Origin of the sequence: Sphingomonas sp. Leaf22, assembly GCF_001421715.1 — a bacterium.
Lineage (GTDB): Bacteria > Pseudomonadota > Alphaproteobacteria > Sphingomonadales > Sphingomonadaceae > Sphingomonas.
Map to the genome: position 1 here is coordinate 1 of NZ_LMKP01000006.1, position 22,250 is coordinate 22,250.

Below are 22,250 nucleotides of genomic sequence, written 5' to 3' on the forward strand. Positions count from 1 at the left end.
CGCTTCAACCGCCGAACCAAACGCGCCTCCAAGACCCAACAGATGCTCGAGATCACCCTCGACATCTTCCTCGCCAGAAAACGTCTACAGAGTCCGAAGTGAACATTCCCGCCTTCGCGGGGGTACGGCGAATTCAGGGTTGAGCGGACGGCTCTTGCAGGCATGATCTCGAAAGGAACGGCGGAGCAGTTTCGCCAACGTCCCGACGAACCAACACACGATCCTCCGAACCCACGGGAACCCCCCATGCGCAAACATCTGTTCCTGCCGCTGATCCTCCTCACCAGCGTCGCCGCCGCCCCGGCCGGCAATCCGCAGTTTCAGGGTGCCGATCCGCACGCGATGTTCATCGGCAACGAACTGTGGGTCTTCCCCACCGGCGGCCCCGGCGGAAGCTGGGCCGCCGACCGGTTCGGTGCCTTCTCGACCCACGACCTGAAGAACTGGCGACCGCGCGGCGAACTGATCCGCCGCGACCAGATCGGCTGGATCACGGATGACGGCGCGCCCGAACATTTCCTCTGGGCACCCGGCGTCGCGACGCGAAACGGCAAATATTATCTCTATTTCTCGGTTGGGCCGCAAAACCCCACCCCCAGCCGGATCGGCGTCGCCGTCGCCGACCGGCCGGAGGGACCCTATCGCGACAGCGGCCGCCCGCTGGTGACCGGCGGCAAAGGCTTCGAAGCGATCGACCCGATGGTCTTCAACGATCGGCGGTCGGGAAAGAGCTATCTCTATGCCGGCGGCAGCGCCGGCGCGAAGCTGCGGGTGTGGGAACTGAAACCCGACATGGTGACCATCGCCCGCGAAGTGCCGGTCGCCAACCCGCCGCAATTTACCGAGGGCGCGTTCCTCCACGAACGCGGCGGCACCTATTATCTGTCGTACAGCCATGGCCGGTTCAACGGACCCGACTATTCGGTGCATTACGCGACCGCGCCGTCCCCGGTCGGCCCATGGAAATATCGTGGGCCGATCCTGACCAGCGACGCGACGCACAAGGGGCCGGGCCATCACAGCTTCGTGACCGCCCCGAACGGCCAGTCGCTGATCGTATATCACCGCTGGGAAAACCCGCAGGGCGGCGCGCCCTATCGCGGCGAGCGGCAGGTAGCGGTCGACCGGGTCCAATATGCCCGCGACGGCCGCATCCTGCCGATCAGGATGACCGACGGCGCGGCTGCGCCGACGCTGGCGGGCAAGTAGGGCCGATCGACATTCAGTGATAACCAGGGGACTTCGCCATTCCCGCGCAGGCGGGAATCCATAAACGCCGACGTTTTGGCTGGATTCGCGACATTGGCGCATATGGACTCCCGCCTGCGCGGGAGTGACGACAAGCAGTGGAACGGTATTCCTGCGCCCGTTCAATTGAAGGTCGATTGGTCTTGGGAAGACTGATCCGACCGGCCCAAAGCCGCGGCTTGGGTCCCGCAGAACCTTTACCAAAATCCGGACACCTTGCCCCCGACGGTACCCCCGCCTGCGCGGGGGCCCAAGGGTTCCAAGCGCAAGCCGTTGTTCTGCTTGGCTCTGGACCCCCGCCCGCGCCGGGGTACGGCGAGTCATTGCCGCGTTCGGTTCAAACCCGGCGCACCGCGCCTCCAGCCCCGTCAGTCACGGCTTCGCGGCAGGGGCCGGCTCCGCCGCAACCGGGTTGTTCATCGCCTGAACTTCGGCCGCGGTCTTGAAATCGAGCAGCTCGACCTGAAACACCAGATCGGAATTGGCCGGGATCGGCCCCGATTCCCGCACGCCGTAGCCGAGCGTGGCGGGAATACAGAAACGCACGACCGACGTCCTGGTCATCGTCTGCAACGCTTCCGAAAAGCCCGGAATGACCTGATCGATCGGCAGCGGCGATTGCATGCCCTGATCGAACATCCTGCCGCTGGCCGCCAGATAGCCGATATAGTTGACCAGCGCGATGTCGTTCGCGGTCGGCCGGGTGCCGGTACCGGGCCGCAGGACGGTATAGCCGAGGCCCGACGCCGTTCTGGTCGAACACAGCCGTTGTCCGGCCGGGATGGTCGGGTTGAGCGGTAGCGGGATGATCGCATTGTCGGGCTTCACCACCGCGACGGGCTTTTGCGCGACGGCCGGTACGGTCGATAGCAGCGCCAGCAGGGGCAGGGCGGACAGGCGGGCGGCGCGGAACAATTGGCTCATGCGGCGCGCGTATAGGCCGGACCGCCCCGCCGCGCCATGCGTTTCCGCTGGACATATGCCGCCGCCTGCCTAGCGTCGGTCGACCTGACAAGGCCGGTCGCGACGTCATCGCTATCCGTGCGTCCCATCCAAAGGCCGATTGTGTCCGACCGTCTGAAGATCCTGATTCAACATCTCTTGCCCAAACGGCACCTCACCGGCCTCGCCGGCCGGGTCGCGCGTGCGGAATCCGCGCTGCTCACGCCGCGACTGATCCGGTGGTTCGCGCGGCATTATGGTGTCGACATGCGCGAAGCCGCGAATTCGGACCTTGGCAGCTACAAATCGTTCAACGACTTCTTCACGCGCCCGCTGCGCGACGGCGTCCGGCCGCTCGCCGGTGTCAACTTCGTCTGCCCGGTCGATGGCGCGATCAGCCAGTTCGGCGCGATCGACGACGGCCGGATCTTCCAGGCCAAGGGGCATCGATTCACCGCTACCGAACTGGTCGGCGGCGACGCGACCCTCGCGGAACCGTTCCTGCGTGGCACCTTCGCCAACTTGTATTTGTCGCCCAAGGACTATCATCGCCTGCACATGCCGTGCGACGGCGTATTGTCGCGCATGATCTATGTGCCGGGCGCGCTCTATTCGGTGAACCCGGTTACCGCGCGCGGCGTGCCGAATCTGTTCGCCCGCAACGAACGCGTCGTCTGCGTCTTCGATTCACCGGAACATGGCCGCTTCGTGATGATATTGGTCGGCGCGACGATCGTCGGCAGCATGGCGACCGTCTGGCACGGTGTCGTCAACCCGAAACGGACCGGACAGATCGTCGAATGGTCATACGGCCCAGGCGACGTCGCTCTGAAACAGGGCGAGGAAATGGGACGGTTTCTGCTGGGATCGACCATCGTCATGCTGTTCGAACCCGGCCGGATCGCGTTCAATCCGGACTGGGCACCGGAACGACCGGTCCGGCTGGGCGAGGCGATGGGCGTCGTGCCGGCCTAACGACGGTTCAACGCCGCAGTCTCCGGCACCGGCGTCCGTGCCGGATCGCCATCGAACCACGCGATCAGATTGTCGACGACCAGCTGCCCCATCGCCGCCCGTGTCGCGACCGACGCCGATCCGATATGCGGCAGCAACACTACATTCTCCATGGCCAGCAGGGCATCGGGCACGTTCGGCTCATCCTCGAACACGTCCAGCCCCGCGCCCCCGATCGTGCCGGCCCGCAACGCCTGCACCAGCGCCTGTTCGTCGACCACGCTGCCGCGCGCGACATTGATCAGCACGCCGTCGGGGCCGAGCGCCGCAAGCACCTCCGCATCGATCAGGTGCCGGGTTCCGCTATTGCCGGGGACGATCACGATGACGACGTCCGATGCCGCCGCTAGTGCCGCCGGTGTGTCGAAATAGCGATAGGAAATGCCATCCTGCCGGGACCGCCCGTGATAGGCGATCGGCACGCCGAACGCCTCGATCCGTTTCGCAATCGCCTTGCCGATCGCTCCCAGCCCGACGATGCCGACCCGGCGTCCGCGCAGCGTCGGCGAAAGCGGGAACGTCCCGGACGACCAGCGCCCATCGCGCACGAACCGATCGGCTTGTGGAATGCGCCGCAGCGTCGCCAGCAGCAGCCCGACGGCGAGGTCGGCGACTTCATCGTCAAGGACGCCGGGCGTGTTGGTGACCATCACGCCCCGCGCTGCGGCGGCATCGGCATCGATATTGTCGTAACCGACGCCGAAGCTGGCGATGATCTCCAGCGCGGGCAACCGGTCGAGCCAGCTTGCATCGATCCTTCCGGCAAGCGTGGTCACCGCCATGCCGACGACGTCGGGTCCGACCTCCGCGAGAAAGGCGTCACGGTCGTCCTGTTCCCACAGCCGGTGCAGCGTGAAACGTTCTTCGAGCGCGGCGATGACATCGGGCGTCAGCGCAGCGGGCATCAGGATCTGGGGATGGGTCATCATGCGATGATAACACGCGAACGGCGGTGCCGGTTCGAAAACTGGTGGACGCACTTGGGCTCGAACCAAGGACCCGCTGATTAAGAGTCAGCTGCTCTACCAACTGAGCTATGCGTCCATTCGGACAGGTGGTGGACGCACTTGGGCTCGAACCAAGGACCCGCTGATTAAGAGTCAGCTGCTCTACCAACTGAGCTATGCGTCCGTCGCCTGCGCGATGGGGCGGATCGGTTTGGGGCCGTTCCGCCGTTGGAGCGGGGCCTTTAGCGAACCTTGCCGGCGATGCAAACCCTATTTCTCGCCAGCCTGAAAATTAGCGTCAGAAGCGGACGCGTTCGCGGTTCTCGCGGTCGATCGCCATCAGGATGCCGATACAGCCGAGCACCGTCATCTGCGCCGATCCGCCATAGCTGACCAGTGGCAGGGGGATGCCGACCACGGGTGCCAGCCCCATCACCATCATCAGGTTGATGGCGACATAGAAGAAGATCGTCGTCGCCAGCCCGCCCGCGACCAGCTTCGAAAACCGCCCCTCCGCCCGCACGCCGACGCCGACACCCCATCGGACCAGCAGGATGAACGCCGTGATCAGAAACACACCGCCGACCAGCCCCCATTCCTCCGCCATCGTCGCGAACACGAAATCGGTATGCCCTTCGGGCAGATAGTCGAGATGGCTTTGCGTGCCGTTCAGGAACCCCTTGCCGAAGATGCCGCCCGATCCGATCGCGATCTTCGACTGGCTGATATGATAGCCGGTGCCCAGCGGGTCGCTTTCGGGGTCGAGGAAGATCAGCACGCGATTGCGCTGATATTCATGCAGCAGGAAATGGAAGGCGAGCGGGGCCGCGATCGCCAGCCCCAGCGCACCGCCGACGAACAACCGGATCGGCAGCCCGGCGAGGAACATGACGGTGAGGCCGCCGGCAGTAATCATCAGCGCGGTGCCCAGATCGGGTTGCAGCATCACCAGCACCACCGGGATGCCCAGCATCGCCGCCGCCGGCCACACCGCGCTGAACCGCCGTATCTCGCCCGCCGGCAGCAATTCGTAGAAACGCGCCAGCGCCAGCACGATCGCCGGCTTCATGAATTCGGACGGCTGAACCCGGATGAAGCCGAGATCGAGCCAGCGCTGCGATCCGCCACGCACCGCCCCGGCCAGTTCCACCAGGATCAACATGACCGTGATGACGGCATAGGCCGGCAGCGCGAGGTCGCGCCAGAAGGTCAGGCGGATGCGCGAGATACCGATCGCGAGCAGCAGGAAGATGGCGAAGGCGATCCCCTGTCGCGACGCCCAAGGCTGGACGCTGCCGCCGGCCGCCGAGAACAGCACGACCAGTCCGAAGCCGCCGATCGCCAACAGCAGGAACAGCACCCGCCACGGCAATTGCGCGAGCGGGGCGGGGACGAAGCCCAGCCCGTGCGAAGTCGTTTGGTTGAGGCGTTTCATTCTGTACGTCGGGTTTCGTTCGATTGGGCGACGGCGGGGTCGGGTTCGATCTGGTTGGCGACAGCGGAATCAACGACGTTGGTCGTCGCCCCCTCGACATCCGCCGGCGTCGCAGGGACGCTCAGCACCGGCACGCGTTGTGCGGCTTCGAAACTCCGCCACTGGGTCGCCATGCGGGCGTTGATGTCGCCACCCCATTCGCGTTCGAGCGGTTCGAGGCGGGCCATCGCCTTGTCCCGGTCGAACAGCCACGACAGGATGTCGCTGGCGATCGGCGCGGCGGTATAGACGTGGCCGGAATGTTCGAGCACGACCGACACCGCATAGCGCGGCGCGTTGGCGGGAGCGTAGCCGATAAACAGCGAGTGGTCGCGCATCTTGAACGGCAGGGCACCATCCCCCAGCACGCCGGTGCGCCGTTCGGCCATGGTGATGCGGCGAACCTGCGCCGTGCCGGTCTTTCCCGCCAGTTCGATGCCGGGCAATCCCTGAAACCGCGAACGCCCGCCGGTACCACCGCCGTTGATGACCGCCCATGTCGCCTTGTGCACCGTCTCCAGCATGGCCGGATCGATGTTCATCGACGGTGCGGGCCGGTGCGGGGTGTCGAGCAGCAGGCGGGGCACGACCTGTCGCCCCTGCGCGATGCGGGCGGCCATCACCGCCAGTTGCAGCGGATTGGTCAGCACATAGCCCTGCCCGATCGACGCGTTGACCGAGTCCGCCACGGTCCATTTCTGCTTGTATTTGCGCAACTTCCACGCACTATCCGGCACGGTGCCATAGCGTTGCGACTGAAAGGGCAGATCATATTCCTGCCCCAACCCCATCGCGCGCACGGTCGGCGCGAAATTGTCGTACCCCAGCTCGCGCGCCATCGTGTAGAAATAGATGTCGCAGCTCTGCGCGACCGCGCCGACCATGTCGAGCGGGCCGTGGCCGCCGCGCTTGTGGCAGTGGAATCGACCGGTGCCGACCTGCAACACGCCCGAGCAGTTCACCCGGCGATGCGGATCGATCCCCGCGCGCAGGATCGCCAGCGCGTGCATCGGCTTCACCGTCGACCCCGGCGGATACAGGCCCTGCAACGTCTTGTTCATCAACGGAATATGGTCGTCGCTCGACAGCATCTTCCATTCCAGCCGCCCGATGCCGTCGGAAAAGCTGTTGGGGTCATAGGCCGGCATCGATACCATCGCCAGCACGTCGCCGGTCACCGCGTCCATCACCACCGCCGATCCGGAGTTGGGACCCAGCCGCCGCGCCGCATATTCCTGCAGCCCCAGATCGATGGTCAGCCGGACGTTCTTGCCCTGCTTGTCGGGGCGGGTTTCGAGTTCGCGGACGATCTGGCCGCGCGCCGTGACCTCGACCCGCTTGGCTCCGGCGGCACCGCGCAGGTCGGGTTCGAGCGTCTTTTCAAGGCCATCCTTGCCGAGCTTGAACCCCGGCGTCACCATCAGCGGATCGCGCGTCTGCTTGAATTGTTCGGCGGTCGCGGCACCGACATAGCCGGTCAGATGCGCCACCGCCGCCCCCGGCGGATAGCTGCGCGAAAACCCCCGCGTCGGCTGCACGCCCGGCAGTTCGGGCAGGCGGACGCTGACCGCCGCGAACCGTTCCCAGTCGAGATTCTCGGCGACCTGCACCGGCGTGAAATTGCCGGCGCGCTTCAGGTCGGTCTGGATGCGCGCCATATCCTCGACGGTCAGCGCCAGCAATTGCTGCAACTCGCCGAGCACGCGGTCGCCATCCTCCATCCGGTCGGGGATCAGGTCGACGCGGAAATCGGTGCGGTTGTTGGCGATCGGCGCACCATGTCGGTCGATGATCCAGCCGCGGCGCGGCGGGATCATGGTCAGGTTGACGCGGTTGCTTTCGGCGAGGAGGTTATACCGCTCGTTCTCGGCGACCGACAGCCATGCCATCCGCCCGGCCAGCACGACGCCGACCGCCGCCTGCGCGCCGCCCAGCACCATCGCCCGCCGGGAGAAGCTGAACGCCTGTGCGGCTTCGGTGACGATCCTGCTCATTCATCCTCACGGCCCGCAAGTGCCGTACATAGCCGCGTGGCCAGCGGAAACAACGCCACCGACACCACGATCTGAAATACCAACGCCATATCGACCTGCGCCGAAAGCCGGCTGGCGAAGATCCGCCCCGCCATCAGGCACAGCGCGATCGATCCGCCCGCCAGCAGCCAGTCCTGCCAGAAATCCCGCGTCACCAGCCGTGTATCGACCAGATCGAGCATCAGCGAACATATCTGCCACATCAGCGCGGCGCTGCCCAGCGGCTGTCCGCTGACCAGATCGTCGAACAGGCCAAGCGGTGCCGCTGCCCAGACCGGCAGAGCACCGGGCCGGAACAGTCGCCAGCCAAGGAACATCAACAGCCCGAACGGCGGCAGGAACGGCACCGATGCCACCACCGGGATCAGCGTCATCAACGATCCGGCGAGAATGCTGATGACCGCCTTGCGCGTCAGGACGCGATCGTTGCGATCGTCGTCGGGCCCCAGCAGCTTCATTCGGCGGCGGGCTCGGGACTGGGCGTGGGCGTCGGGGTCGGGCGCGGCACCGGCGGTTGCAGGAACGCCCGCTCGACCAGCGCGAAGTCGAGCGCGTCCGGTTCGGCGAACACCCGCGCCGGGGCGACGTCGCGCTGGCTGCGCGAAATCCGGGCGACGGGAATGCCGGGCGGATAGAGGCCGCCGGTCCCCGAGGTGACGAAGACATCGCCCGCCAGCAACGGCGCATTGACCACGCCGGCGGTGCGAACCTCGACCTGACCATTACCCAGACCGGCGACGATTGCCGACAGCCCGTCGCGGGTCCGGCGGACCGGCACGATGCTTTCGGGGTCGAGGATCAACAGGACGCTGGCGGTGTTCGGGCTGGTTTCGACGATTCGACCGATCAGTCCGTCGGGCCCGCGCACCGGCTGCCCACGCAATACGCCCTGCGACGATCCGGCGTTCAGCGTCGCATAGCGCCGGGTGCTGCCGGCCGAACTGTTGACCAGCCGCGCCGCGATTACCGGCGATGCCGACCGGTCGCGCAGCGCCAGCAACGTCCGCAACCGCGCATTTTCGCGGTTCAGCGACCGTGCCTGCATCAGATAGCGTCGCGTCGCCGCCTCGCGGGCGCGCAACTGCCGGTTTTCATCGACCGCACCGAAATAATCGCCGATCCCGCGCGGCACCGACGACACCCCGTCCCAGACCCAGTCGAGCCCGGCCGAGACCGGCGTCGTCGCTTCGCGTACCGCCCCGCGGAACACGGCAAAGGCGCGCGGATCGATGATCGAAATCAGGAGCAGAATGGCACCGACCAATGCGCCGCTCGCCGCCAGCACATAGCCCGCGAACACGGTATACTGCGCCCGCCGCGAGAACCCCGGACGGTGGTTGCGTGGCGGTGCCATGCTCCCCGACCCCTATATCAAACGGCGAGCAGGACGCCCTTGTAGATCGGATCCTCAAGCGCACGCCCGGTGCCGAGCGCGACGCAGGTCAGCGGGTCCTCGGCGACCGTCACCGGCAGGCCGGTCTCGTCGCGCAGCACCTCGTCGATCCCCTGCAACAACGCGCCACCGCCGGTCAGCACGATGCCCTGATCGACGATATCGGCGGCCAGTTCGGGCGCGGTGTTTTCCAGCGCGATCCGCACGCCTTCGACGATTGCGGCGACCGGTTCGGACAGCGCCTCGGCGATCTGGCCCTGATTGATCTGGATTTCCTTGGGGACCCCGTTCACCAGGTCGCGGCCCTTGATGTAGATCAGCGTACCGATGCCGTCCGCCGGCGGCTTGGCGGTGCCGACTTCCTGCTTGATCCGTTCGGCGGTGGCTTCACCGATCAGCAGATTGTGGTTGCGGCGGACATAGCTGACGATCGCTTCGTCCATCTTGTCGCCGCCGACGCGAACCGACGTGGAATAAGCGAGCCCGCGCAGCGACAGAACGGCGACTTCGGTGGTGCCGCCGCCGATGTCGACGACCATCGACCCGATCGGCTCGGTCACCGGCATGTCGGCACCGATCGCGGCGGCCATCGGCTCCTCGATCAGCCATACCTGCGAAGCGCCTGCGTTCGACGCGGCATCGCGGATCGCGCGGCGTTCGACGCTGGTCGATCCCGACGGCACGCAGATCACGATCTGCGGCCAGCGGATGAAGCGGCGCTGGCCATGCACCTTCTGGATGAAATGCTTGATCATCTGTTCGGCGACGTCGATGTCGGCGATCACGCCGTCGCGCAGCGGACGAATCGCCTCGATCGATCCCGGCGTCTTGCCCATCATCAGCTTGGCGTCGTCGCCGACCGCCTTCACCCGCTTGACGCCGTTCAGCGTTTCGACCGCCACCACCGACGGTTCGTTCAGCACGACCCCGCGACCGCGCAGATATACCACCGTATTGGCGGTACCCAGGTCGATCGCCATGTCGTGCGACATGAACTTGAAGAAACGCGAGAAGAAGGCCATCGATACTTCCGTCTTTGCCCGCGTGTCCCGACGCGGCGGTTCGCAGCTTGTACCTCGACCCGTCCGATCGGCTATCCGATCGGTTGCACGATGGCAGTTCCAGGTCGCGGGATGAGGCCGCTTGGGCTAGAGCGATCTCCATGTCAATACGCCGTCTCCCCGAGCATCTCGTCAACCGCATCGCCGCCGGGGAAGTGGTGGAACGCCCTGCTTCCGCGCTGAAAGAACTGGTCGAGAACGCGATCGACGCGGGAGCGACCCGGATATCGGTTCGCCTGGCCAGTGGCGGCATCGACCTGATCGAGGTTGCCGACGACGGCTGTGGCATGGGACCGGCCGATATGGCGCTGGCGCTCGAACGCCATGCCACCTCGAAACTGCCCGACGACCGGATCGAAGCGGTCACGACCCTCGGGTTTAGGGGGGAGGCGTTGCCGTCGATCGCCAGCGTAGCCCGCCTGTCGATCGAGAGCAGACCGGCGGGGGCGGAGGGCTGGCTGCGCACCGTCGACAATGGCGAGGTGGTCGACGATCGCCCCGCCGCCGTGCCGCCGGGCACCCGCATCCGGGTGGAAGGGCTGTTCGCCCGCGTGCCGGCGCGGCGCAAGTTTCTGCGCTCGGCCCGGTCGGAATTCGCCGCATGCGTCGATCAGGTGCGGCGACTGGCGATGGCACGCCCCGACATCGCCTTCACCCTCGAACATGACGGCCGGCGGGTGCTGGGCGTGCAGGCCGGCGAGTCGCGGCCCGAGCGCGTCGCGGCGCTGACCGACCGGGCGCTCGCCGCCAATTCGGTCGGGCTGGACTGGGCGCGTGAGGGGATGCGGCTGGGCGGCGTCGCCGGGCTGCCGACCTTCCACCGCGGCGTGGCCGATCATCAATATCTGTTCGTCAACGGCCGCCCGGTAAAGGATCGGCTGCTGTCGGGGGCGGTGCGCGGTGCCTATGCCGAGATGCTGGCGCGCGATCGGCATGCGGTGGTGGCGTTGTTCCTCGACGTCGATCCCGATCTGATCGACGTGAACGTCCATCCTGCCAAGACCGAGGTGCGCTTTCGCGACCCGGCGGCCGCGCGCGGCCTGATCGTCGGCGGCCTGCGCCGGGCGCTCGACGAGGCCGGCTTTCGCGCGGCGCAGCGCCCTGCCGAGGAAGCGATGGCGGCATGGACGTCGGAACCGGTCGCACCGGCCATCCCGTCCGCGCTGCCGCTGCCTCCGTTGGCGGAGGCGACCATAAAGTCGGGGTTTGCCTTCAACGAACGTCGCCCGACCTTCTTCGCCCCGCCGCCGCAGGCACGCGCCGAAGTCGCCAGCGAACCGCCGCCCGCCGTTACGCAATTCCCGCTGGGTGCCGCCCGCGGACAGGTTGCGCGGACCTATATCGTTGCCGAGGCCGAGGACGGGCTGGTGCTGGTCGATCAGCATGCCGCGCATGAACGGCTGGTGCTGGAACGGATGCGCGCGGCGTTGGCGACGGGCGGGGTCGCGCGACAGGCGCTGCTGATCCCCGAAGTGGTCGAACTGGACGAAGTCGCCTGCGACGCGCTGGAGGACAAGGCCGACGAGCTGGCGGAATTCGGCTTGGAGCTCGAACGGTTCGGGCCGCGCGCGATGCTGGTGCGTGCCGTCCCGGCGGTGCTGGGGCAGGGCGATGTCATCGGCCTCGTCACCGATCTGGCCGACGAGATCCGCGCGCATGACGCGGCGCTGTCGCTCAAGGAACGCATCGACCATGTCGCGGCGACCATGGCCTGCCATGGATCGGTGCGGGCCGGGCGGGTGTTGTCGGTCGTCGAGATGAACGCGCTGTTGCGCGAAATGGAAGTCACGCCACATTCGGGCCAGTGCAACCATGGTCGCCCGACCTGGATCAAGCTGGCGCATGGCGATATCGAAAAGCTGTTCGGCCGGAAATAGGAAGCAAGCCATGAAGTTCACCCAAGCCGCCGGACCGAACCCGACCGATACCATGCGGGTTCTGGGCCGCCCGACCGACCGGATCGAAGGGCCGCTGAAGGTCACTGGCCGTGCGACTTATGCCGCCGAATTCGCGCCTACCGACATGGCCTATGGCATGATCGTCACGACGACGATCGCCAGCGGACGGATCGTGGCGATCGACGCCGCCGCTGCGCTGTCCGCGCCCGGCGTGCTGGCGGTGGTGACGCACGAGAATGCCGGGCCGCTGGCGCGCGGCGACGATCACAAGGTGCCGATGCTCGCCGGTCCGCAGGTCGATCAGTTCGGGCAGGCGGCGGCGCTGGTCGTGGCCGACAGCTTCGAAACGGCGCGCGCCGCCGCCCGGCTGGTCCGGATCGACTATGCTGCCGACGACGGGGTGTTCGACCTTGCCGGGGCAAAGGACGCCGCCACGCGGCATTCGTCGCACGATCATGGCGATTTCGACCGCGCCTTCGCCGATGCCGCGGTGCAGGTCGATGCGACCTACACCACCCCCGATCACGCCCATGCGATGATGGAGCCGCATGCGACGATCGCGGCGTGGGACGGCGACGAACTGACGCTGTGGACCGCGAACCAGATGGTCGACTGGGCGGCGCGCGACATGGCCAAGGTGCTCGCCATGCCGAAGGAGAAGGTGCGGATCGTCGCCCACCATATCGGCGGCGGGTTCGGCGGCAAGCTGTGGGTCCGCGCCGATGCGGTGCTGGCCGCGGTTGCGGCGCGGCGGGTGGGGCGGCCGGTGAAGGTGGTGCTGACCCGGCCGCAGATGTTCAACAATACCCCGCACCGGTCGGCGACGATCCAGCGTTTGCGGCTGGGTGCGACGCGGGAGGGGCGGCTGACCGCGATCGGGCACGAAAGCTGGTCGGGCGACGTCGCTGGCGGCAGTCCCGAAGGGGCGGGGGCGCAGACCCGGCAGCTCTATGCCGCGCCGAACCGCCGCGTCGACGAATGGCTGGCGACGCTCAACCTGCCCGAATCCAACGCGATGCGCGCGCCCGGCGAAGCGGTGGGCATGATGGCGATCGAAGCGGCGATGGACGAACTGGCGGAAAAGCTCGGCATCGATCCCGTCGAATTGCGCATCCTGAACGATACGCAGGTCGATCCCGAAAATCCCGAACGCCGCTTCTCGCACCGCGACCTGGTCGGGTGTCTGCGCGGAGGGGCCGATCGTTTCGGCTGGAGCGCGCGGGTGGCAACGCCGGGCGCGCGGCGCGATGGCCGCTGGCAAATCGGCATGGGCATGGCGGCGGCCTATCGCGGCAATATCGTGCTGAAATCGGCCGCCCGCGTGGGTATGAATGTTTCCGGACACGTGACCGTCACCACCGACATGACCGACATCGGCACCGGCAGCTACACCATCCTCGCCCAGACCGCCGCCGAGATGCTGGGCGTCGACCTCGAACAGGTGACCGTCCGGCTGGGAGAATCGAGCTTTCCGATCTCCGCCGGATCGGGCGGACAGTTCGGCGCGAACAGCTCGACCGCCGGCGTCTATGCTGCCTGTGTCGGCCTGCGCGACCGGATCGCCGGAGCGGCCGGTTTCGAAGCCGCCACCGCGCGCTTTGCCGATGGCCGGGTGTGGTCGGGCAACAAGTCGGTGGCGCTGGGCGAGGCCGCGGGCGGGCAGGGGATCGAGGTCGAGGACCGGATTGAATTCGGCAGCCTGACCAGGAAGTACGTCCAGGCGACGTTCGGCGCGCATTTCGTCGAAGTCGCGGTCGACGCCGATACCGCCGAGATCCGGGTGCGGCGGATGCTGGGCGTGTTCGGCGCCGGACGCATCCTCAACCCCAAATCGGCGCGCAGCCAGATACTGGGCGCAATGACGATGGGCGTCGGCGCGGCTTTGACCGAGGAACTGGTGGTCGACGCCCGGCTCGGTGGGTTCATCAATCACGATATGGCGGAATATCATTTGCCGACCCATGCCGATATCCCGCATCAGGAAATCATCTTCCTCAACGAAGAGGACCCGCTGTCGTCGCCGATGAAGGCGAAGGGGGTAGGCGAGCTCGGCATCTGCGGCGTCGGCGCGGCGGTGGCAAATGCTGTCTACAATGCGTGCGGCGTCCGGGTGCGCGACTATCCGATCACCATCGACAAGCTGTTGGCCGGAATGTAGATTTTCAGCGACCGGCACTCGGATTTCACGGGCTGCGCCAAAGGTAGTGCGCCGCCGAATGGGGGCCGCCGCTGTTGTCCGTCATCATCTGTCGGCTTGTACGTCGGACCGATCAAGTCGTCGGTATGGCAAAGCGGGCCATTGGTCTGGCGATTTTCCCCGGAACGGTTGCGACGACCACGCTTTGTCGCGGTCTGACCGGGTCGCCCCGAATTTCAAAGACAGGTTTTGCCGATGACCAGACCGCCCAAGCTGTTGATGACCTATCTCGCTATCGCCACGACCGTGGCGATATCGTTGCTGGCATTATTCTTCCAGATCGGACCCCATTGACCGGATAGCCTCGACTGGAAACCGCAGGAAAAAGAATGCTGTCCATCAGCGAAATAGTTAAGAAGATCAACCCCGACGACGTTTACAATGCGATATCGACAACGGTTAATATTTCGCTAACACCCCAGCATATTGTAAAAATATTGTTTTCCTGGAACCGCTTGGCACGAACCGGGTTGTCGGTTTCGCGCATCGTCGCAGCCGGATCGTCGCGTTGACGGACCCGGTCTTCCGCCAGCCGTTCGGGAACCGCGGGGGCATGGCCGGGAGGATTTTTCAAGAGGGGGCATCATGCCAAGCAACAATTCGCTCATCACTACCGCTGCGTCGACCGTTCTGGTCGCGAACGGCACCAATGACGTCGTCTTCGGCCACGAAATCGCGACCGCCTATATCGTGAGCAACGGCGATGTCGGCGACGACACGATCCTGACCTTCCGCAAGAACGACTCGCTCATCAACTATCGGTCGATCGGCGATACGGTCGACGCTGGCGAGAATGGCGTGATTGCGGTCGATGGTGCCGGTGGCGCCGACCAACTGACGCTGGTCGCCGCCGATGGCGGCGCAGTGAACCTGCGCTATCTGGGATCGAAGGACGGCGGCCATGCCTATGCCGACGCCTCGGTCCGGCTGGCGGGGTTCACCGAAGGCAAGGTCACCAACGACAATTTCGACGCGTCGTCGGGCAGCTACAAATTCTTCTACGACAACGCGCTGGGTCTGAACCTCGGTTTCGACACGATCAACGGCTTCGGTGGCGACGATCAGATCGTCACCACCCGGCAGATTTTCGACAATGACGATAACGCCACCATCGGCTTCGGCGGCAACGACGTCCTCGACCTGTCGGGCGAAGGCGGTCCCAAGTCCAGCGACGGCTTCAAGCATCCGGGCGGGCAGATCGACCTGAATGGCGTCGGCCATAATCTGGTCTCGATCGATTTCCTGTATCAGGAGACGATCAACGGCGTGACCTATTTCCACTACGGTATCGACGGCTGATCGAAGGGGCCGGGCAGGGTTCGCCCCGCCCGGCACCGTTCCCGCGCTGATCGGCATTCGGCGGTGAGGTCGGCAACTGCTGGGGGTGGGTCGGCTCGCGAGGGTAATGTCACGCTCGCCAACGGACCAACCCACCCCCGACCCCTCCCTTCCAGGGAGGGGAGAAGTCTGCCTGGTCTTTGAATGGCGATCGGCGCTGAACCGACCCGGCGCCGTGCGTGATGCTCTACGCCTCAGCCCGCTCTACCCGGTCGATCGGCAGGACGATCTCGAACCGGGCACCGGCGATCGCCGTCCCCAAGGTCAGCGTCCCACCATAAGCCTCGACCAGCGACCGCGCGATCGGCAGGCCGAGGCCGGTGCCCCCCGCCTCGCGCTTGGTCGTGAAGAACGCCTCGAAGATGCGGTCGCGATCGGCAGGCGCGATCCCCCGACCATCGTCGGCGACGGCGATCAGGGCGGTGCCGTCCTCAACCGCCGCGGTAACCACCACGACCGATGCCGCCGCCTGTCGGGCATTATCGACCAGCGTGGTCAACACCGCCTCCAGCGTCCGCGCATCGATCGCCAGCCGGGGCAGTTGCTCGGGCAGCATGATCGACACGGTGAACCCGGCGGTCGCCAATCCGTCGGCAACGATCGCCAGTACCGGTGGCAACGCCGCACCGGGTTTCCCGCCCGGCCGGTGCAGATCGGCCTTGGCCAGCTCCATCAATCGCCGCACCAGTCGCGACAGGCGTTCGGCATCGATCGCCATGTTGTGGAGGAATTGCCGCCGATCGGCGGGCGTCATGTCCGCCTCATGATCCTGCAACAGCTCGATCGCGCCGCTGATGCCCGCCAGCGGCGTCTTGAATTCGTGACTGACCGACGATGCGAAGTCGCGGAGATAGCGCGACCGTTTGTCGATGCTGTCGGCCATCACCGCGAAGTCGCGAAACAGGTCGCGGATCTCGACGACCTGTAGCGAGGGCAGGTCGGTCGCCGCCGGCTGGCCCGATGCCAGCGTCCGCGTCGATCGGCTGAGCCGCTCGATCGGCCGCACGATCGCGCGCGACAGGATCGCGGTCAGCACGATCAGCGCACCGAAGATCAGCACGATGCCGAGCACGATCTTGCCGCGATCCTCGTACATCCCCTTGAACAACGGGCGGGGCGAGCGCGATACCAGCAACACGCCACGAACCCGGCCATCGACCATGATCGGCCGCGTATGGTGCAGCCGGAGATTCGACGCGCGACTGAGCCATTCGAACGGATAGCGGGAGACATAGTCGCCATTCTCGCGCAGCACGGTCGCCGGTCGCCCGGCCAACGCCGACCGGATTTCCGGCAATTGCCGCAGCGAACGTCCCGCCTCGCCCCCGTTCAGCAGGATGCCCCTGCCGTCGAGCATCAGGATCGACGACAGCGTGGTGCGGCTGGTCTCCTCGATCGCGGGCAGCAGCCGCCGCGCGGTCGCCAGCGCATCGGGTTGCGGTGCATCGGCTGTCGCGCGCGCAGCGGGGCGGGGCGGCAGGATCGGCGAGGCGCGCAGATCGACTTCGCTCTGCGGATCATAGGGGTTGCGCGATGCGGGGCGGGGCCGCGCCACCGCCGGCCGCGGTCCGGCCCACAGGATCGCCGCGCTCGCCGCCAGCGCCGCACTTTGCGCGATCAGTTCGCCCTCGGTCCGGCGCACCAGGGTGTTCTCATACACTCGCAGGAACAGCGCGCCGAAGCCGGGCAGGGCCGCGACCAGCAACAGCGTGCTGAACAGGATCGTGCGCAGCCGCAGCACCGGCCAATGCCGTGCAACGGCCGCCTTTGCCCACGCGATCATGGCGTCGCGACCGGTTCCTTGCAGTTGCCCAGCCGATAGCCGACCCCGGCCCGCGTCTCGATCAGGTCGGCACAGCCCGCATCGGCGAATTTGCGGCGCAGGTTGCGGACATGGCTGTCGATCGTCCGGTCGGTGATCGCAAAGCCCGGTCCGTGCAGCCGGTCGATGATCTGGTCGCGCGAAAAGATGCGCGACGGCATCGATGCCAGCGTCCGCAGGATCGTGAACTCGGTCACCGTCAGCGCGACCTCTTGCCCCATCCAGTGCGCGGCCCACCCCTCGCCATCGATACTCAGCCCGCCATAGCGAAAGCCCGCAACCGTTTCGGCCCGCGGCGGATGCGCGGCGGTCCGGCGCAGGATCGCCATCGACCGGGCAACCACCTCTCGTGGGGAAAAGGGTTTCACGACATAGTCGTCACCGCCCAGTTCGATGCCGAGCACCCGGTCGATCTCGTCGTCGCGCGACGACAGGAACAGGATCGGGATATCGCCGGCGGCCCGCAGCCGGCGACATACCTCCAGCCCGTCCATGCGCGGCATGTTGATGTCGAGGACGATCAGGTCCGGCGGGTCGCGCGTCGCGCTGGCCAATGCGTCCTCGCCATCGCCGGCCTCGCGGGTGTTCAGCCCCGCCTTGCCAAAGGCGAAGACCAGCAACTGGCGGATGTGCGGATCGTCATCGACGATCAGGATCGAACGCGGCATGGGGCACAGGATCATGGCCGCGCCTCGACTGTCAATGTGGAGATGACCGTGGCGGGCGGGGCAGGGGGCGGCTTGATGCGTCCGTCGCACTGGCGGGTCGCGTCGGGCATCGGCAGCTTTCCGGCAAGTCCGGGCAGGCGCGCCCGTGCCGCTGCCAACCGCCGTTCGTCCTGCCACGTCCAGCCGCCATTGCCGATCCGCCGGTCCATGGCGAACATCACCGCGCTGCGGACGTAGCGGACCCGGTCGCGCAGGGCCGGAGCGAGGTCCGGTCGCGTCTCCAGTTCGATCAGGGCCGGCAGCGCCGATCCGCCGAGCCCGTGGAGGTAACAGAGATCGAGCGCCGCGCCGCGTCCCCCCGTATCCCCGGCATGGCGCGCGTTCCACGATGCGACGATCGCGGCGGTATCGTTCAGCGCGAAACTGCTCAGCACCAGCCCGGCGACGGCAAGATTGGCGTTGATGAGCCAGCCGGCGCTGCGTCCGGTCAGCAACCGCCAGACGATGAACACCAGCCCGCATCCGACCAGCAGCATCCACGCCAGTGCCGCCAGTCGCAGCCCGGTCAGCGAATAGGCTTCGACATAATCGACCGTGCGGACGATCGACGACGCGACCAGGATCAGGTTCTGGACGATCCACAGCACGACCAGCCGGCGGATCGTCGGTACCGCCGCGCTCTGCGATCCCGGCCGCAACGTCACCAGCACGAACAGCGCGGCGAGCAACGCGGTCGCGATCAATGGATAGGCACCGCGATGGGCATAGTCGGCCAGCGTGATCCCGGCCGGCATCGGCGCAAGTCCGCCCAGATAGGCGACATCCATCGCATTCTGGACGAGGAACAGCAGGTTGAATGCGATCAGCGACCGGCGCACCGATGCGATCGTCACGCCGGGCAGCGGCAGGTCGCCGCTACCGTCGAAGGTGCCGAGGAACGGCCGGATCGCGCGGGGGTGCAGCAGGCTCCATGCCCCGATCAGCAGCACGATCCACAGCAGCATGCGCCCGACGTCCGGTTCCCACCGTGCCGGGCCGGTCAGCGCGTCGATCCACTGCATCAGCACCGGATTGGCGCTGGCGAACAGCGACACGATGATCGCGCTGCCGATCGCGGGCAAGGCGATGCTGCGCAGGCCGTCGGCCATCCCGAACCTGCGGTGCGACCGGGCGCGGCACACCCTGCGCCACCGGACGACATCGATTGCCGGAGCGACGATCGATCCCGCCGCATGGGCCGATAGTCGCTGGAACCAGCGCCAGCCATCGTCGAACCGGCCGGTCGTCGGCAGCAGCACCATCATGCCCGCCGCGATCCAGAACAGGCTCCACGCCAGCGGGCCTGGACCTCGCACCATCTGTGCGGCGAACACCGCCGCGGCCCCGCCCGCGACCCAAGCCCGCCGGTCGCGCCAGATCGCCGGACGGCAGGCAATCGCCAGCAGCAGCAGCGCCGCCAGGGCGAACCCGATCTGTCCGCCATAGGCGCCTTGCTGGTAGAACAATATGTCGCCGGCCGTGACCATGATCAGAGCGGCGACGATGCACCAGACGACGCGGCGGCGTTTGCAGGCGGTGGCGATATCCATAGGTGTCTCCGGTTGGTCCGGGACATCGATGCATCTGCCCGCTGCATATTGTGCGGTCGCTGCGGTCCGGAACCCGGCTGGAAACGGTGCAGATTTCGTGCAGGCCGGCGGTTGCCTTTTGGGGCGAGCCTCGGCAACCGGGGCGGATGGACGATGCCGCCGATCTGGAAACGAACCTGCTCGGCCCGGTGCTGTCGCATCGGTCATGTGGCGACTGCACCGCCTGCTGCACGGTGTTGCCGGTCAATTCGCCCGACTTCGCCAAGCCGGCGGGCATCCCCTGTACCCATCTGATCGCGAACGGCTGCGGCATTCATGCGGTGCGGCCGCATATCTGCCGGACGTGGTTCTGTGTCTGGCGGCGCGAGGAGGACCTGCCCGACGCCGCGCGACCCGACCGCTCCGGGCTGCTGATTTCGGTCAATTTCGTCGCCGAACCGCAAAATTGTTTCGAAGGGGTGGCGATCAACGTCCGCCTGCTCCCCGGCAGCGACGCGATCGCAAACGGCATGGCCGCGCGGGTTCTGGACGTTTTGTGCGACCGGCTGATCCCCGTCTGGTTCAGTGACGGCGACAAGAAGATGCTGATGCACCCCGAACCCGACATCGCCGGCCTCGTCCTGTCGGGCGCGCTGGCCCCCGCGGCGCTCCGTGACGAAGTGGCGGCATGGCGCGAGCAATATGGGATGTTCGCGTCGGACGGATGAAAAGGGTTCGGAACCGCGGGCAGCGCATCGGATCGACGCTGCCCATGGTCGCAGAGGTTACCGGCCTGCCAATCCCTCCAGCACTGCCTGTGCTCTGGCGCGCTCCGGTGAGTCATAGCCCCCTTTTGCCACCGGCATCAGCGTGCTGCGCGCCACTGGCAGCACACCGCGCGAGGCCAGTTCGCTGCCGAGCGCCAGCCGGGTTCCCGGCGCATTCGGGACTGCGGTCAGCGCCTTGGTAAGCCCGTCGACGGCGATGGCCGGTGCCGGATCGCCAGCATCCGCGAAACTGCGGTAATAGGCGATCAGCGGGCCGGGCGCTTCGGTATCGGCGCGGTTTGCCTTTCCGATCGTCGCGCGCGCCTGACGCAGCATCTCGGTGCGGGCAGTTCCCGTCAGCGCCGTTGCGGCCTGCGCCATCGCCACGCCGCGCCACGTCAGCGCGGCGCTGCCGGTCGGCGACAAGGCGAGCGCGCGATCGGCCGCCGCCCGGCACTCCGACGCATGGCCGCTGCGGCACTCCGCCTCGGCGAGCAGGACCTGTGCGCCTTCGTCGCCCGGAAACATCGCCGCCTGGTCGCGCAGCCGTCGCAGCCACGCATCGCGTTGCGGTCCCCCGACCTCGACCCGCGACCCCAGTTCCAGCCGCCCTTTCACGAAAGCGGCTTCCCCCAGCGACAACCGGCGGACGATCGGCCCGTCCGCGCGGTCCGCCGGATAGGTCATCCGCTCGAACGGTTTCTTGGCGAAGAAATAGCTGCGCAATTCCCTGGCAAGGACGTCGGGGTCGCCGAACACCGCCGCAGCGTCCGACGCGGGCGTCCCGTTGGCGATCGCTTTGAGATAGCTGCGGAACTGGCCGCTACGGGTCGGCGAAAAGAACAGGAAGTGGGTCAGCATCCACGCATGGACGGGCGTCCAGCGGGTCTTGTCCGGCGATTGGGTCAGATAGGCACCGCTCAACACGTCGGCGAGGCGGAAATTGCCGAACCGGTGCAGCACCGCGGTCGTGCCGGCCGGCGCACGGCCATATTCCATCATCGTGTCGCCGCGGACCACCAGCGTCGAGAATAGCTGGCCGAAGCCGTCGAGATACCAGCGCGGATAGGCGGCGGGGAAGAAGGTCGTCAGGTAATGCTGCGCAAAGCCCGCATAGATCATGCCTTCCGCGGTGAGCGGGACCGATTCCTCGTTGACCGGTCGGATCAGGTCGGCGCTGCTCTGAAGACCGAACAGCCCCGCCTGACCGCCGATCGCACCGGTGCCGGCCGTGCCGGGCGGAGCTCCGGGATCGCCACGCCCGCCAAGCTGGACGCCCTGCAAGGCATCGACGACCGCCACGCCGCGCTGCAGGACGACGCGCTGGTCGATCCGCGTCGTCGCCAATACCGCGCCGTCCTGCCGTGGGTCGTAGTAGCGGCGGATGTCGAACGCGCTGTTGAACGGCCCTTGCTGCCAGCGCAGGTTCCGCAAATCCATCGCCTGGAATTCGGCGGCATCCCCGATCAGCGTCACGCGCAGCTTGACCGTATCATCGGTCTGTGCGGTGCGGTTGAGCAAGACCGACAGCAGGAAGTACAGCCGTTCCAGATTGTGCGCGATCTGCGTCACCTCCTGTTCGCGACCATTGCTCAGCACGATGACGTGCTGCGTCTCCGCCTCGCGCCAATTGCTTGGTCGGGCGCGCTGACCCTGCACTACGATATCATTGTTCGGTGGCGGGGCCGGGGCGGTTTGCGCGGTCGCAATCGCGCTGTTCGCTCCGAGCGCGATCAAGAGCAGTCCACTCACCCAATTCATCCGAACCATCGCGCCGCTCTCCCCTTATGCGGTGCAAAGAACCACGGAAGCGTCGCCGATCAAAGCGGGAAACGCACTGGCCGTCGGTGGTCCAGACCGACGATTGGCGAAAATCGGGA

17 protein-coding genes and 2 tRNA genes are annotated in these 22,250 nt (G+C 66.7%); 6 read left to right on the forward strand and 13 right to left on the reverse strand.

The window, feature by feature from the left end:
* Nucleotides 1–246: 246 nt before the first annotated feature.
* Nucleotides 247–1,209 (forward strand): family 43 glycosylhydrolase, encoded by a 963-nt coding sequence (locus ASE70_RS04160; RefSeq protein WP_056501716.1) that lies wholly within the window; start codon nt 247–249, stop codon nt 1,207–1,209.
* A gap of 411 nt (nt 1,210–1,620) precedes the next feature.
* Here ASE70_RS04160 and ASE70_RS04165 read toward each other — a convergent pair whose 3' ends face one another.
* Nucleotides 1,621–2,172, reverse strand: a complete 552-nt coding sequence (locus tag ASE70_RS04165; RefSeq protein ID WP_056501719.1) for an FKBP-type peptidyl-prolyl cis-trans isomerase — start codon at nt 2,170–2,172, stop codon at nt 1,621–1,623.
* A gap of 141 nt (nt 2,173–2,313) precedes the next feature.
* Between ASE70_RS04165 and asd the strand changes: the two genes are divergently transcribed.
* Nucleotides 2,314–3,165, forward strand: coding sequence for an archaetidylserine decarboxylase (gene asd / locus ASE70_RS04170; protein ID WP_056501721.1), 852 nt, complete (start codon nt 2,314–2,316; stop codon nt 3,163–3,165).
* On the opposite strand, the gene ASE70_RS04175 is transcribed toward asd, so the two are convergent.
* The 8 genes from ASE70_RS04175 to ASE70_RS04210 form a co-directional block, all read right to left on the reverse strand.
* The gene (locus tag ASE70_RS04175; RefSeq protein ID WP_056501937.1) at nt 3,162–4,133 is read right to left on the reverse strand and encodes a 2-hydroxyacid dehydrogenase; all 972 of its coding nucleotides are present in this window, start codon (nt 4,131–4,133) and stop codon (nt 3,162–3,164) included. The two genes, asd and ASE70_RS04175, sit on opposite strands and share 4 nt — an antisense overlap.
* Nucleotides 4,134–4,172: 39 nt before the next feature.
* Nucleotides 4,173–4,248: transfer RNA gene (locus ASE70_RS04180), tRNA-Lys, on the reverse strand.
* Nucleotides 4,249–4,259: 11 nt separating this feature from the next.
* Nucleotides 4,260–4,335: transfer RNA gene (locus tag ASE70_RS04185), tRNA-Lys, on the reverse strand.
* Nucleotides 4,336–4,449: 114 nt separating this feature from the next.
* Nucleotides 4,450–5,586, reverse strand: a complete 1,137-nt coding sequence (gene rodA, locus ASE70_RS04190) for a rod shape-determining protein RodA (RefSeq protein ID WP_056400354.1) — start codon at nt 5,584–5,586, stop codon at nt 4,450–4,452.
* Complete coding sequence (gene mrdA / locus ASE70_RS04195) at nt 5,583–7,619, reverse strand: penicillin-binding protein 2 (RefSeq protein WP_056501723.1); 2,037 nt, start codon at nt 7,617–7,619, stop codon at nt 5,583–5,585. Before mrdA ends, rodA begins: the two co-directional genes overlap by 4 nt.
* Entirely contained in the window at nt 7,616–8,116 is a 501-nt protein-coding gene (gene mreD, locus ASE70_RS04200) for a rod shape-determining protein MreD (RefSeq protein WP_056400351.1), read from the reverse strand. Before mreD ends, mrdA begins: the two co-directional genes overlap by 4 nt.
* Nucleotides 8,113–9,012: a rod shape-determining protein MreC gene (gene mreC / locus ASE70_RS04205; protein WP_056501725.1), complete on the reverse strand. Its 900-nt coding sequence runs from the start codon at nt 9,010–9,012 to the stop codon at nt 8,113–8,115. The genes mreD and mreC overlap by 4 nt, the downstream gene beginning before the upstream one ends.
* A gap of 17 nt (nt 9,013–9,029) precedes the next feature.
* The gene (locus tag ASE70_RS04210) at nt 9,030–10,073 is read right to left on the reverse strand and encodes a rod shape-determining protein (RefSeq protein WP_055756311.1); all 1,044 of its coding nucleotides are present in this window, start codon (nt 10,071–10,073) and stop codon (nt 9,030–9,032) included.
* 140 nt (nt 10,074–10,213) lie between these two features.
* On the opposite strand from ASE70_RS04210, the gene mutL reads away from it, so the two are divergent.
* From mutL to ASE70_RS04225, 3 genes are all read left to right on the forward strand, one after another.
* Complete coding sequence (gene mutL / locus ASE70_RS04215) at nt 10,214–11,989, forward strand: DNA mismatch repair endonuclease MutL (RefSeq protein ID WP_056501728.1); 1,776 nt, start codon at nt 10,214–10,216, stop codon at nt 11,987–11,989.
* A 10-nt stretch (nt 11,990–11,999) separates the two neighbouring features.
* Nucleotides 12,000–14,168 carry a xanthine dehydrogenase family protein molybdopterin-binding subunit gene (locus ASE70_RS04220; RefSeq protein WP_056501731.1) on the forward strand — a complete coding sequence of 723 codons (2,169 nt, stop codon included), beginning with the start codon at nt 12,000–12,002 and terminating at the stop codon, nt 14,166–14,168.
* A 624-nt stretch (nt 14,169–14,792) separates the two neighbouring features.
* Nucleotides 14,793–15,506 (forward strand): hypothetical protein, encoded by a 714-nt coding sequence (locus ASE70_RS04225; RefSeq protein ID WP_056501734.1) that lies wholly within the window; start codon nt 14,793–14,795, stop codon nt 15,504–15,506.
* A gap of 226 nt (nt 15,507–15,732) precedes the next feature.
* Here ASE70_RS04225 and ASE70_RS04230 read toward each other — a convergent pair whose 3' ends face one another.
* From ASE70_RS04230 to ASE70_RS04240, 3 genes are read right to left on the reverse strand one after another with little or no spacing between them, the layout of a single operon-like run.
* Nucleotides 15,733–17,328, reverse strand: a complete 1,596-nt coding sequence (locus tag ASE70_RS04230; RefSeq protein ID WP_056501739.1) for a sensor histidine kinase — start codon at nt 17,326–17,328, stop codon at nt 15,733–15,735.
* Nucleotides 17,325–18,035, reverse strand: coding sequence for a response regulator transcription factor (locus tag ASE70_RS04235; RefSeq protein WP_056501743.1), 711 nt, complete (start codon nt 18,033–18,035; stop codon nt 17,325–17,327). The genes ASE70_RS04230 and ASE70_RS04235 overlap by 4 nt, the downstream gene beginning before the upstream one ends.
* A gap of 11 nt (nt 18,036–18,046) precedes the next feature.
* Entirely contained in the window at nt 18,047–19,624 is a 1,578-nt protein-coding gene (locus ASE70_RS04240; protein WP_056501745.1) for a DUF4153 domain-containing protein, read from the reverse strand.
* A gap of 146 nt (nt 19,625–19,770) precedes the next feature.
* On the opposite strand from ASE70_RS04240, the gene ASE70_RS04245 reads away from it, so the two are divergent.
* Nucleotides 19,771–20,331, forward strand: a complete 561-nt coding sequence (locus ASE70_RS04245; protein ID WP_056501747.1) for a YkgJ family cysteine cluster protein — start codon at nt 19,771–19,773, stop codon at nt 20,329–20,331.
* Between the two features lie 57 nt (nt 20,332–20,388).
* On the opposite strand, the gene ASE70_RS04250 is transcribed toward ASE70_RS04245, so the two are convergent.
* A complete protein-coding gene (locus ASE70_RS04250; RefSeq protein WP_156355969.1) occupies nt 20,389–22,122 on the reverse strand; it encodes a hypothetical protein in 1,734 nt (577 codons plus the stop codon).
* Nucleotides 22,123–22,250 lie beyond the last annotated feature (128 nt).